15 protein-coding genes, 1 tRNA gene and 1 other annotated feature are annotated in these 12692 nt (G+C 31.7%); of the genes, 2 read left to right on the plus strand and 14 right to left on the minus strand.

What is annotated here, in order from left to right; genetic code table 11:
• Positions 1-22 precede the first annotated feature (22 nt).
• The 7 genes from RZ74_RS03395 to miaA form a co-directional block, all read right to left on the minus strand.
• Positions 23-364, minus strand: a complete 342-nt coding sequence (locus RZ74_RS03395) for a ribosomal-processing cysteine protease Prp (RefSeq protein WP_053950051.1) — start codon at positions 362-364, stop codon at positions 23-25.
• Between the two features lie 14 nt (positions 365-378).
• Positions 379-687, minus strand: coding sequence for a 50S ribosomal protein L21 (gene rplU, locus RZ74_RS03400; protein ID WP_053950052.1), 309 nt, complete (start codon positions 685-687; stop codon positions 379-381).
• An 18-nt stretch (positions 688-705) separates the two neighbouring features.
• Positions 706-779, minus strand: a sequence feature (ribosomal protein L21 leader region).
• Positions 780-877: 98 nt separating this feature from the next.
• A tRNA-Arg gene (locus RZ74_RS03405) sits at positions 878-951 on the minus strand.
• A 74-nt stretch (positions 952-1025) separates the two neighbouring features.
• Positions 1026-1541 carry a hypothetical protein gene (locus RZ74_RS03410; RefSeq protein ID WP_053950053.1) on the minus strand — a complete coding sequence of 172 codons (516 nt, stop codon included), beginning with the start codon at positions 1539-1541 and terminating at the stop codon, positions 1026-1028.
• Positions 1542-1632: 91 nt separating this feature from the next.
• Positions 1633-2976, minus strand: coding sequence for a type I glutamate--ammonia ligase (gene glnA / locus RZ74_RS03415; protein ID WP_053950054.1), 1344 nt, complete (start codon positions 2974-2976; stop codon positions 1633-1635).
• Between the two features lie 36 nt (positions 2977-3012).
• Positions 3013-3384 carry a MerR family transcriptional regulator gene (locus tag RZ74_RS03420; protein ID WP_053950055.1) on the minus strand — a complete coding sequence of 124 codons (372 nt, stop codon included), beginning with the start codon at positions 3382-3384 and terminating at the stop codon, positions 3013-3015.
• A gap of 89 nt (positions 3385-3473) precedes the next feature.
• Positions 3474-4391: a tRNA (adenosine(37)-N6)-dimethylallyltransferase MiaA gene (gene miaA, locus RZ74_RS03425; protein WP_053950056.1), complete on the minus strand. Its 918-nt coding sequence runs from the start codon at positions 4389-4391 to the stop codon at positions 3474-3476.
• A 135-nt stretch (positions 4392-4526) separates the two neighbouring features.
• On the opposite strand from miaA, the gene RZ74_RS06870 reads away from it, so the two are divergent.
• Complete coding sequence (locus RZ74_RS06870; protein WP_083437155.1) at positions 4527-4703, plus strand: DUF3042 family protein; 177 nt, start codon at positions 4527-4529, stop codon at positions 4701-4703.
• 41 nt (positions 4704-4744) lie between these two features.
• Here RZ74_RS06870 and RZ74_RS03430 read toward each other — a convergent pair whose 3' ends face one another.
• The 7 genes from RZ74_RS03430 to RZ74_RS03460 form a co-directional block, all read right to left on the minus strand.
• Positions 4745-5125: a rhodanese-like domain-containing protein gene (locus tag RZ74_RS03430; RefSeq protein ID WP_053950057.1), complete on the minus strand. Its 381-nt coding sequence runs from the start codon at positions 5123-5125 to the stop codon at positions 4745-4747.
• Between the two features lie 23 nt (positions 5126-5148).
• Positions 5149-6117, minus strand: coding sequence for an ROK family glucokinase (locus RZ74_RS03435; protein WP_053950058.1), 969 nt, complete (start codon positions 6115-6117; stop codon positions 5149-5151).
• 26 nt (positions 6118-6143) lie between these two features.
• Positions 6144-6341: a YqgQ family protein gene (locus RZ74_RS03440; protein ID WP_053950059.1), complete on the minus strand. Its 198-nt coding sequence runs from the start codon at positions 6339-6341 to the stop codon at positions 6144-6146.
• A gap of 42 nt (positions 6342-6383) precedes the next feature.
• A complete protein-coding gene (locus RZ74_RS03445; RefSeq protein WP_237756923.1) occupies positions 6384-7079 on the minus strand; it encodes a rhomboid family intramembrane serine protease in 696 nt (231 codons plus the stop codon).
• Positions 7048-7578: a 5-formyltetrahydrofolate cyclo-ligase gene (locus RZ74_RS03450; protein WP_053950060.1), complete on the minus strand. Its 531-nt coding sequence runs from the start codon at positions 7576-7578 to the stop codon at positions 7048-7050. The genes RZ74_RS03445 and RZ74_RS03450 overlap by 32 nt, the downstream gene beginning before the upstream one ends.
• A gap of 59 nt (positions 7579-7637) precedes the next feature.
• On the minus strand, positions 7638-7787 hold the full coding sequence (rpmG, locus tag RZ74_RS03455) for a 50S ribosomal protein L33 (RefSeq protein WP_053950061.1): 150 nt from the start codon (positions 7785-7787) through the stop codon (positions 7638-7640).
• Positions 7788-7919: 132 nt separating this feature from the next.
• The gene (locus RZ74_RS03460; RefSeq protein ID WP_053950062.1) at positions 7920-9983 is read right to left on the minus strand and encodes a peptidoglycan D,D-transpeptidase FtsI family protein; all 2064 of its coding nucleotides are present in this window, start codon (positions 9981-9983) and stop codon (positions 7920-7922) included.
• A gap of 98 nt (positions 9984-10081) precedes the next feature.
• On the opposite strand from RZ74_RS03460, the gene RZ74_RS03465 reads away from it, so the two are divergent.
• Entirely contained in the window at positions 10082-12688 is a 2607-nt protein-coding gene (locus RZ74_RS03465; RefSeq protein WP_053950063.1) for a YfhO family protein, read from the plus strand.
• Positions 12689-12692: the final 4 nt, after the last annotated feature.

Consider the following 12692-nt stretch of genomic DNA (forward strand, 5'->3'; position numbering starts at 1 on the left):
AGGAATTACACCTCCGTACAATTTAATCTTTAATAATATCTAATTTAATATAATCAGCATAACTTTGAGAAATATCTAGCATTCCATTTTGAAATGTTAGTAAAATTGCTTGTGCAGCAATTTCATCTTCATCTGAATTAGCTTCCGGTATAGACACTTCCATGTAACCACCGTCGACATCGTTACTCTTAATAATAGGAGTGACATGTGCGACACCGTCAATACCATTTACAGTTGAAATGGAAAGAACTGAAACGGCAGCACATACAATATCTTTACCGTACTCACCTGAATCAGCATGACCTGTAATACTGAATCCAGTAATTCGATCATCCTTATCATGATTAATACTTGCTAATATCATCTGATTTTCCCTTATTAAGCTTTGATTGAGTCAATAATAACCTTAGTATATGGTTGTCTATGACCCTTCTTAGAACGAGAACCCTTCTTAGGCTTGTAACGAAGAATAGTAATCTTCTTACCACGGCCTTGCTTTTCAACAGTACCTTCAACTGAAGCACCGTCTACAAGTGGAGTACCAACCTTAGCTGAGTCACCACCAACGAAAACAACTTGGTCAAAAGTAACCTTTTCACCTTCGTTTGCGTTTAGCTTTTCAACGTAGATTGCTTCACCTTCAGCAACTTTGTATTGCTTTCCGCCTGTTACGATAATTGCGTACATAATGTGCACCTCCTTGAATAATATGCTTAGACTCGCCGAAAGTAAGCGCTCAATAGAGACTTAATACTCATTTCGTGCGGTTGTAGCTGTGAAAGTCCACAAATACAACAAAGTAAGTATACATAGTTTTAAAGTTTTAGTCAAGAAAAAAGACATATCTAAAAGATATGCCTCCAACAATTTATTCTAATGTCGCGAGAGAGATTCGAACTCTCGACCTACGGTTTAGAAGACCGTTGCTCTATCCAGCTGAGCTATCGCGACATCAATAATCAACAAAAAATATTATATCTAATTATAAACAACGTGTCAATATGATTTTCAGAAAATAATATTAACTATCTTATATCGGTAAATTCTTCGAATCTTTTAACTAACTCATCTGCATTGGCATTAAAGTCTACTAAAATAAACTTTAGAAGCATTTTCCAAAAGAACTTAAAATCATTTTTTGAGTGGTTATAAAAAGCATTAAACATCATTTTTTTGATTGATAAGTAGACCTGATTAAAATCAGAATCCGGTTTCAAATTAGCAATCTTATCGATATCTTTTTGGCTATCGATAATTACATCAGGCCAATTACAAATATTGGCATATAGCAATGTAAAACTTAATATTTCCACAAAATCATCAAGTAAAGCAATCTTATAACTATTAGGATCTATTTGACCTTGCTCGTATGTATAAACAGAAAATCTTTTTGAATCGGTAGCTAAATTAGATAAACCGGTATCAATTTTAATAAATATTTTTTGCTTCTTGTTATTACCATTAATCAACAACTCTCGCTTTTGTCCCATGTAATTAAATCTAGTTATTGATTGTTGCATCATTTTTTCTAAGTTTAACAATTCCAACACCTCTTATAAGATTTTATCATTTCAATATCTTATTGAAAACAAAAAAGCCGGAATTAAAAATTCCGACTTTTTTCGTTAGTTATTAGTATTTTTCCATGTATTGGTTACGTTCCCAATCAGACACTTGGGCTCTATAAGCATCATATTCAAGATGTTTAGCAGCTAAGTAACTGTTAAAGATCTTAGTTCCCAATGCTTTCTTCATCGTTTCATCAGATGATAATTCATCTAATGCGTCTAATAAATCATCTGGTAAGTTAACAATTTCATTTTCTTCTCTTTCATCTTCATCCATTCTGTAAATATTTCTATCTACACTCTTAGGAGGAACGATGCCATCTTTCAATCCATCTAGTCCAGCTTCCAGAACAGAAGCAATAGCTAAGTATGGGTTAGCAGAAGCATCTGCACTACGAAGCTCTAGTCTAGTAGCCAAACCTCTAGCATTTGGTACTCGAATTAATGGAGATCTGTTTGAACCTGACCAAGCAACGTATACTGGAGCTTCGTAACCAGGAACTAAACGTTTGTATGAGTTAACTAGTGGGTTACAAATTGCAGTATAACTCTTAGCATGTCTAATTAATCCACCAAGGAAATGGTAAGCAGTTTCAGATAACTTTAATTCACCATTTTCATCGTAGAATACATCACCATCATCGTTAAATAATGACATGTTTAAGTGCATTCCCGAACCATTGATACCACTTAAAGGTTTTGGCATGAAAGTAGCATATAGTCCATATTTTCTAGCAATTGTTTTAACAACTAATTTAAATGTTTGAATATTGTCAGCAGCATTTAATGCATCTGCGTATTGGAAATCAATTTCATGTTGACCAGGAGCAACTTCATGGTGAGCTGCTTCTACGTCAAATCCCATTTCTTCAAGAGTAAGAACGATTTCGCGACGACAATTTCCACCTAAATCAAGTGGTGCCATATCAAAATAGCTACCTTGGTCGTTTAGGTTAATTGTTGGTTTGCCGTTTTCATCCATCTTAAATAGGAAAAATTCAGGTTCAGGACCAATATTAAATGAAGTGAAACCAGCTTCTTTCATGTCTTTTAGAACACGAATTAAGTTATTTCTAGGGTCTCCTTCAAAAGGTTCACCAGTTGGTTTGTAAACTTCACAAATCACACGAGCAATTCTTCCACGTTCAGTACTCCATGGGAAAATCATCCATGTAGTTAAATCAGGATGCAAATACATATCACTTTCTTCGATTCTTACGAATCCTTCAATAGAAGATCCATCAAACATAATCTTGTCATTTAATAGATCATCTAGTTGACTAATTGGAACTTCAACATTTTTTAATGTTCCTAAAACATCAGTGAACATTAAACGTAAAAACTTAACATCTTGTTCTTTAACAATTCGACGAATATCGTCTTTTGAATAATCATGCTTTGTAGCCATATATACCTACTCCTAACGTATTCAACATTAAATTAGTTAAAAAGAATTATTTTCAGCATCTTTGGAATTTAATCCTCCGATGTTTAAAAGTTCGTCAGATAAAATCTTGCGCGCTTCTTGATCAGATAATTCCTTAGAAGTACCATTTTGTTCGTTAGTTTCTTTACGCTTTTTGTATATATCTTGAATTTTAGAAATATTCAAACCTTCATCTAAATAATCCTTAATTTCAAGAATTACATCGATATCATTCAAAGAATACATACGACGGTTCCCGTCATTTCTTTCAGGAAAAACCAATCCTTGTTCTTCGTAATATCTAATTTGTCTAGCGGTCAAGCTCGTTAACTTCATAACGGTTCCAATCGGAAGAACTGAAAGCGAACGTCTTAAATCTTTTTCTTTCATATCTAACTCCTTCTAACAACATAATAATAACATTATTTAAGCTAATGTCAATACGTTATGTCATAACTTCTTACATATTATTTATATTTTTATTTATTTAGCCAGTTTGAAACATCTTTTTCTATCTTTTTCTCACTATCCATGTTAGAAATTGTGTCATACCACGTTACATTCATTTTATTTCTAAACCACGTTAGCTGTCTTTTCGCATAGTGTCTCGAATCTTGCTTAATCGAATCCACCACGCTATTTAAATCTTTTTGATTATCAAAGTATCCGGAAAATTCTCTGTAGCCAATTCCTTTAAGCGCTGGTAAATCATCATTAGGTTGGTTCCATAACCATTTAGCCTCATCAATTAATCCATTTTCAATCATCAAATCAACTCTTTGATTAATTCGATCATATAAAACTTGTCGATCAGTATTCAGTGCGATTACATATGAGTCCAATGTAACTTCTTTATTATTCTGTTCAGAAAACAATTCACCTGTGTGATGATAGACTTCAAGCGCTCTAATGATTCTCCTTTCATTACTTTTGGGAATTTTATCAGCAGCTTTGGGATCAATATCATTTAATTTATCCCACAACACTTTACTACCATTATCAATTGAAAATTGATGCAATTTATCTCGGTAAGCTTGGTCACTATCAAATTCTCCGCCTAACACTAAGCCATCTAATAAAGCTTGAATATAAAAGCCCGTACCTCCAACAATAATAGGTAATTTATTCCTTTTAGTAATTTCTTCTATCAAAGAATTGGCAGATTTAACAAATTCAGCAGCAGAATATTCTTCATTGACATCTAAAATATCGATTAAGTGATGTGGAATTCCATCCATTTCATCATTAGTTATCTTTGCCGTACCAATATCAAGTTTTCTATAAACTTGCATTGAATCACCAGAAATTACTTCACCATTTAATTTTTTAGCTAGTTTAATTGATAAGCTGGTTTTTCCAACTGCTGTTGGCCCAACAATTACTAATACTTTATGCATTCTATATCCCACCATTTCTGCTTATCTTAGTTTAGCATATAAAATATTGAATTAAAATATAATAAAGACTGGATAATTGCACTAAAAAAAAGCATAATATAGATGTATATCAATAATTCAATAGGAGGCTTTGTAATGAAAAAGTTTGCAAAAGGATTTTTCGTTGGTGCTTTAGCAACATCAAGTGCCGTTGCGGGAGCTTTATTCTCATTCAAGAAAAAAGTTGTTGACCCAGTTGAAGGTCATGCTGACAAATTAGAAGAAAACAGAAGAAGAGTTGTTCGTAAACAACGTTCTGCTCATTTAAACTAGAAACAAAAAAACACTTTGCTAAATGCAAAGTGTTTTTTATTTTACTTCTTTGTTCTTCCATTCCAATTTCTGAAACCAGATTTCAAAATGTAAATATCCTTGTAACCATTTTTACCAAGTAAAATAGCAGTTCTTATACTTAAAGTTTTACCTTGGTCATATAGGTATACGGGCATATCTTTACGAATGTTTTTATAGAACATCTTAATTGTTGAATAAGGAATACTTCTTGCACCAAGAATATGTCCAGATTCGAAATCTCGATTTTCTCTTAAATCAACGATTTGACCTCGATGACCGCCTTCTTTGAATTGATCTTCATCAACAAAGGTAGCAACTCTATTAGCTCTAATTCTTGTAATTAAGTTATATACAAGAATAGCAGCCAATATGATAATGATTAAAATCATGGATGAAAACATTTATAACAACGCCCCTATTTATATTATTTATTAATATTTCTTAATGCTAATGATCCTGCACCAATTACCCCAGCGTCGTTTCCTAGTTGAGCTAAACGAATCTTAGTAGAATCTCTAACAGGTCTAAATGCATTTTCTTGGAAATACTTAGTAGTTGGTTGTAGTAAAGTGTTACCTGCATTAGAAACACCACCACCGATAACAATGTTATCAGGATTTAATGTGTTACCAACATTGGCTAAAGCTAAACCTAAATAGTAACATACCTTATCTACTACTTGGTTAGCAAAAATATCACCATTATCAGCTAAGAAGAAAACTACTTTTGAAGTAACTTCTTCGCCACTGTTAATCATTTCTTTTAATCTTGATTGACCAGTGAATTCTGCTGAAAGATGTTTTGCAACTTTAACAACTCCAGTAGCTGAAGCATATTGTTCCAAACAACCTTTCTTTCCACAAGTACATTCGAATCCACCTGGTTCTACAGTAATGTGACCGATTTCTCCAGCACCACCGTTTACACCATGTGCTAGTTCACCGTTAACGATAACTCCACCACCAACACCCGTTCCAAGTGTTACAAAAACAACATCAGAGTCCTTACTTCCGGCACCCTTCCAGTATTCACCAAGTGAAGCAACGTTTGCATCGTTATCTAGAGCAAATGGTAATCCTAATGATTTTTCAATTTGATCTTTGATATGTTGAGTTGTTTTCCAGTTAAGGTTGTATGCACCAATAACTGTTCCATCTTCTCTATTTACAGAACCTGGGGTTCCCATTCCAATCCCGATAAAATCATCAATTTTATGATCAGAGTCCTCCATCTTTTTAGTGATAGAGTTAATGATATTTGGAACAATTTTTTCACCGTTAGCGCTTACATCAGTGGTAATAGCCCACTTGTCTAAAACTTCACCGCTATCAGTTAAGAAAGCCAACTTAGTTGTTGTACCTCCTAAATCGATTCCGATTAACTTACGTACCATTTTAGTTTCCTCCTAAAAATTGTTTGTTATTTATTTTCTTCAATAGCATGTTCATGTTTTAAGACTATCTTAGCCTGAATGAATTCATCTTTAGATACTAATCCAGCATCATGTAAATGATCTAATTCAAGTGCCATCACTTCAATATCCCATTTTCTTTTTCCAACATAAACATAAATTCCAAACTTTTTTAATAATTGTTGAACATCGTACAACGTCTTCATTTTCCCACATCCTAACGAAAATTGCACTAATTAATTTAAAATTTAAACAGTTTTTAAACAAATAATCGCAAAAATAATTAGAACTAATAGTGCTATCAATCGTTTTACCATTGGTACCTTATATCCTGATGGCAATCCAACTACATATGGAATCAAAAATCCTGCAATCAAACCGCCAATATGTCCTGATAAATCAACATCTGGAGATAATAAGTCAAATCCAATATTTAAAACTAGTAAGAATAAAAAGCTTTGCGACATTCTTCTTACATACATATTATCATGAAAAGTTTCACCCAACATCAAAAATGCTCCAATCAATCCAAAGATTGCTGTACTAGCACCTGCACTTGCTGATGTTGAAAAAGCGAAGCTAGCAATATTACCAAAAATTCCTGATATCATGAAAATCGCGAAAAATCTTAGATGTCCAAAAATCTTTTCCAATTGAATTCCAATATAATACAAACTAATTCCATTCATCAAAATATGGAAGATAGATAAGTGAATAAAAATTGGGGTAATAAATCTCCACCACTGGTTATAAATTACAACTAGTGGTTTGTACATTGCACCACCGTTAATGATTGCATCACTACTGTTAGTGAGAATTCCAAACATGTATACAAACACAATTAGAACTAACAACATTTCTGAAATATAAGGTGACGCATCTATTTTTCTATAAAATCTTGTGTTTTGTAAATCAGTATATAATTCTTGCAATTTTTTGATCAAAATCATCTACTTCCCATATTGATTTTTTAAACGTGCTTATACTATCAGATAAAGAGACAGTATCACCAGAATAATCTTTTAATACCCTATCGTAATATCCTCCACCAAAGCCAAGTCTATTACCGCTTGATACATCAAAAGCTAGTCCTGGAACAATCAACAAATCAATATCATTAATCTTTCCAACTAGTCCATTTTCTGGTTCCATTATACCAAATTTACTTTTCTTCATCTTGGTTAAGTCATTAAGCAATTTAAATTCCATTTCCGTTGAAGAAATAACCTTAGGCATAAATATTGTTTTCGCCTCAAGTTTAGCCCTTTCAATAATTGGCATTGTATCAATTTCAATTTCTGTACTAAATGTGACTCCAACTGAACCAGCCTTTTGCCATTCTGCTGACTCGAACAGTTTATTGTATAAATCTTTATAATTTTCTTGTGTTCTTGATTTTCTAATTTCTTCTATAATTTGTGTTCTTACATCTTTTTTATTCAATATAAACACTTCCCAGAGTATAAAAAAAGGATTGGGCCTTTTTTATAAAACCCGAATCCTTATTTTGTTTCACGATGTAATGTAACTTTTCTTTCGCGTGGACAGTATTTCTTTAGTTCCAAACGATCAGGGTTGTTACGACGACTCTTAGTTGATAAGTAATTACGTTCGTGACATTCTGTACATTCCATAGTAATGTGTACTCGCATATTAGTTACACCTCCAAGTTAGTTGTATTTTAATTTTATATAAACAACTTTCAACTCTTAATATATTATCATTTTTTATTTGATTTGACCAGAGTTTATATAAATATTGTTAAGCAAAATTACTTAACAGCATTATTTTAAGCCGCTATCTGATTGAACGTACTTCCAATATGCTTGATAAATTTGTTCGGCCAAATTAACATTATTACTTTCTGCGTTACTTGGTAAGTTAGGAATTGCCACAACTACAACTACTTGTGGATTCTTTGATGGTGAGAATGAACCTAAACTTAAAGTAACTGTTTCCACTGGTTTTGAACCCTTTTTACCACTAGAGTAGAAAGTTTGGGCAGTACCAGTCTTTGCTGAAATTGATGGTCTAACAGTATTTAAAGTGATACCAGTTCTGTATTCATTTGTTCCATGAACTACTTTATAAAAACCATCTGTTACAACTTTTCTTTGAGCATCAGTCATATCAACTTTATTCAATACTGTTGGTGTAACCGTATATTTAACTCTACCTAATTTACCATCTTTATTAGATTCACGAATACTTTGCACAATATGTGGTTCAATTCTATATCCACCATTCGCAATAGTAGAAATATATTGTGCTACTTGAATTGGAGTATACGCATCATAATTTCCATAAGATAAATCAAGCGCTTTACCAATGTTAGCTGATCCACCAGGACCTTGAATCCCCTTTGTTTCACCCGGTAAATCAATACCAGTTAAAACTCCTAATCCAAATTGATTAAAGTATCCACGCATAATGTTAAATACATTAGGATTCATTGTAAGTGGGGCTCCAGAATAGTAATTAAACTTAGCTTCTTTCATTGCCAATTGCATCATATATGAGTTTGATGACACTTCAAGTGCTGTAGATGCATCTAAAGAAATATCATGATTTCCATCTTGGTTAAACCATGATGCTTTTTTAATTCCACCAGTAATAATTGGCTTATCAGTCAAAGTAGAATTAGTTGGTGTAATTACCTTATCCATTAACGCGCCGGATACCATTGCACCTTTTACAACTGACCCCATTACAATTGAACTATTAATTGTCCCTAAAGCATTTGGTGTCAACTTACCAGTTTCAGGATTACGACTAACACCTGCTAAACCAATAATAGCACCATTATTAGGATTCATGACGACTGCATATGCTCCAGTTGAATTACCAGTATTTCTATCAGCATTTTCCACTAAGCTTTGAATTTTCTTCTCGAATTCAGAATTGATGGTTAATTGTAAGTTATCACCTTTTTGACCACCATATTGCTTAATAGCTTTATCAAGACTACCACTTTTAATTAAAGTTTGTGATTTAGAACCGCGTAAAGTTGATTCATATTTAGCTTCCAAATAACTTTGTCCAACACTGTCATTTCTAGAATAGCCTTCCGCTAACAGTGTATTGATACGATCACTTGGCAATCCAACTCGTTCTGAGGAAACAGTTCCAACAATGCTTTGAATTGCATCCCCATTTGGATATTCTCTAGTCCAACTATCACCAATTTGAACTCCAGGCATTTCTGATAGATGTTCACCTACTTCGGCTAATTCCTTTGTAGTGACTCCTGAAGATTTAATATATGTGGTAGATAATTGATATGATCCACTCATTTTTTGAAAAATTGCCGCTGCATTACGAGTTTTCTTATCAGTACTGTATAGCTTTTCTTTTATTACTTTTGCCAATTCTTGAATATATTGATCACTGGTAGAAGTTCCTTTTGCAAATGTCATACTATCAATAACTTTTTGCAAGTTATCAGGATTAGATAAATAAAATTCTGCTTCTTGTCTAGGCGTTAAGGTTGAGTAATCAACACTTAAATATTCTCCTAACTTGTTGGCAATTTTATATAAAGTAGCACTAGTAACACTCAATCCCTTAGTGTATTGAATAGCTTGGTGTGCTTTATTTCCAACTAAGACACGCCCAGTAGAGTCGTATATCATCCCTCTTTGAACATTTCCAAGTTTAACTGAATTGTCTGAACGACTAACTTCTGCTTTATATTGGTTTCCATTAACTACTTGCAAGTAAGCCAATTGGATTACTAGGATTGCAAATAATACCCCAACAACAGTTAATATTATATTTAATCTAAATGGAACTTTCGTATCAGCTCCACGATCCCTATGATGGAATATTTTTTGTAAAAAACTATTCAAAACAATCTAACTCCTTATATCTTATCTGTTTAACGTTATTTTAATATGTTTATTGTATACTATTAGTTAGTTAGTATCGAAACAAGGATGTGCTCATTATGATTAATAAATTAAAATTATTCTGTCAAAAACACTACTTATATCTCCTAAGCTTCTTTATACCATTTACAATTATTACATTTTACTTTGCATATCGCAATATGTTTCCCTTCGGTAATAGTAGTATTCTTACGGTAGATTTAGGACAACAGTATATAGATTTTTTTGCTTATTTTCGTAGAACCCTATTAAATCACAATTTTAGTGATATTTTTTATTCATTTTCAAATGGATATGGCGGTGAAATGATTGGAATTTGGGCATACTATTTAATGAGTACTATCAATTTAATCCTGCTTATCTTTCCAGCTAAATTTATAAATGCTGCCATTTTACTAATTACAGTAATTAAATATGCACTAAGTGGTTTGACGTTTTCAATCTTCTTAAAAAATCAAAAAATTAAAAACAATCTTTTAATTATTTCTTTATCTATCGCATATTCTATGAATGGATGGATGATTGCCAACCAGCTTAATATCATGTGGCTTGACGGAGTTATCCTACTGCCACTAATACTAATGGGGATTGATCGAATATTAAATAACCAAAAACCATCTTTATTTATCATTTCCTATTTTGGCATTATCGTCATTAATTATTATATTGCTTACATGATTAGTATATTTATTGCTGTTTATGTAATATTCTCTCTATATATAAAACATATTAATTTTAAAGTAACCTTAATTAAACTTAGTAAAATTACTGTATCAGTAATCATTTCTATATTATTATCATCATTTATCTTAATCCCTAATTTAATTGAGCTTAAAAGCGGTAAAGCATCATATACCCTTTTGAATATGAAACCAAATATCGAATATAATCCACTATTCATGGTAACAAAGCTATTTAATGGAAGTTTTAACTTCTCACAAATGCCAAGTGGATATCCTAATATATTCGTAGGTTCCATTGCAATTATCGGATTTTTAGCCTTTTTTGGTATTTCAGGCATTAGGTTAAAACATAAAATTGCAGTACTAATAGTAACAGTATTTTTATTAGTATCGATGTTTTTCCAACCGCTTGACTTAATATGGCATGCGTTCCAGTTTCCAATTTGGTATCCTTACAGATTCTCATTCATATTTTGTTTTTGGATCATCTATATTGCTGCACTTGGCTTAAATAATTTAGGCAATGAGATTAAATCAAAAACAATTATAGTTTCTGCATTATTAATCATCCCTGCATTTGTATATACAGCTATTGAAATTAATAAATTCAATTATATGAATATTACCAAATATATCATTTCATTATCCTTTATCGCTATTAGTTTCTTAATTATCCATCTATCAAACAAGCGCAGTATATATTACTTTATTTGTTTGTTAATAATCACGATTGGTGATATGGGAATGAATATGTTCACATCATTAAATGGTATTTCTTATGTTTCAAATGATGACTATATTAGATATACTTCCTTGTTAAACTCACACGTCGAAGCTATTCAGAAATCAGATTCATCATTTTATAGAATCAGCAAAGACTTTTACAGGACCAGAGATGATACTATTGAAACAAACTTCTTCGGTGGCTCCGCTTTTTCTTCTACTATTCAAAAAAATACTACTGATTTTAATAACAATATTGGAAGTGCTTATACATCTGGATCAATTGATTATTCCAACGGAACGTTAGTTACTGACTCAATATTAAATTTTAAATATTTCATTAATACATCAACGCTTAAACATCAATACTCTATGATTCAAAAAACCAGTAATAGAAATGATATATTAAAGCACGAGCTTCAAAGAATCGATGTTTTTCAAACCTTTAAATCCAACAGTAATTTACCTACTATTTACAGTACTAGTAGCAAAGTCTTTAACAAAATTAATGCAGTTGATCCCATTGATTATCAAAATCAAATGGTTAAAAATATATCAACTACCAATCAAGATGTATTCAGTGATATAAATAATTATTCTATTGCTTCACAAAACATAAATAAGGTTAATTCAATTAATAACCAAGTAATCAAAAAGAACAACTTATTAAAAGAAGCTACTATTACTGTTAATTACAAAGAACAAAAGAATAAAGTTCCATATCTTTTGATTCCATCGAATATGAACCAAACTAACGCTTCGATTACAGTAAATAACGAAGATTTATATTTACCGGATAAGTTTGATAGTAATTTTGTGGTAAGTCTCCCTAACAATAAACGTAATCAAATTAAGATTAAACTTAACACCAACCAAATTTATACTGGCAACTTCAAATTAGTCAATCTTGATTTTAGAAAGTATCTAAATCAGACTAAATATATTAGAAGTCAAAATAATCATATCAGCTTCAAAAATAATACATTTAAGGCTGAAATAACTACTACAAAACATAATAATTCTATTTCAACGTCAATCCCATATTCCAATGGATGGCATTTAAGTATTGACGGTAAAAAATATCAAATTAGAAAAATTAATAATCAATTTATAGGAGTTGACCATTTAACGCCTGGTAAACACAAATTAGTATTATCATTCTACCCTAATGGATTAAACCTAGGCATTATCATCAGCTTAATCACCCTCATTATTTTAATAATAATATCAATATTAATGCATAAAAAAAGAGAATCGTAATCGA

This window comes from Apilactobacillus apinorum, from assembly GCF_001281175.1.
In the GTDB taxonomy this organism is placed as follows: Bacteria; Bacillota; Bacilli; order Lactobacillales; family Lactobacillaceae; genus Apilactobacillus; species Apilactobacillus apinorum.

Bases quoted from the DNA above. Each gene is read 5' to 3' on its own strand.
- RZ74_RS03395 (WP_053950051.1), bottom strand. From the start codon at position 364: ATGATATTAGCAAGTATTAATCATGATAAGGATGATCGAATTACTGGA.
- rplU (WP_053950052.1), bottom strand. From the start codon at position 687: ATGTACGCAATTATCGTAACAGGCGGAAAGCAATACAAAGTTGCTGAA.
- glnA (WP_053950054.1), bottom strand. From the start codon at position 2,976: ATGGCTACAAAGCATGATTATTCAAAAGACGATATTCGTCGAATTGTT.
- RZ74_RS03420 (WP_053950055.1), bottom strand. From the start codon at position 3,384: ATGAAAGAAAAAGATTTAAGACGTTCGCTTTCAGTTCTTCCGATTGGA.
- miaA (WP_053950056.1), bottom strand. From the start codon at position 4,391: ATGCATAAAGTATTAGTAATTGTTGGGCCAACAGCAGTTGGAAAAACC.
- RZ74_RS06870 (WP_083437155.1), top strand. From the start codon at position 4,527: ATGAAAAAGTTTGCAAAAGGATTTTTCGTTGGTGCTTTAGCAACATCA.
- RZ74_RS03430 (WP_053950057.1), bottom strand. From the start codon at position 5,125: ATGTTTTCATCCATGATTTTAATCATTATCATATTGGCTGCTATTCTT.
- RZ74_RS03435 (WP_053950058.1), bottom strand. From the start codon at position 6,117: ATGGTACGTAAGTTAATCGGAATCGATTTAGGAGGTACAACAACTAAG.
- RZ74_RS03440 (WP_053950059.1), bottom strand. From the start codon at position 6,341: ATGAAGACGTTGTACGATGTTCAACAATTATTAAAAAAGTTTGGAATT.
- rpmG (WP_053950061.1), bottom strand. From the start codon at position 7,787: ATGCGAGTACACATTACTATGGAATGTACAGAATGTCACGAACGTAAT.
- RZ74_RS03465 (WP_053950063.1), top strand. From the start codon at position 10,082: ATGATTAATAAATTAAAATTATTCTGTCAAAAACACTACTTATATCTC.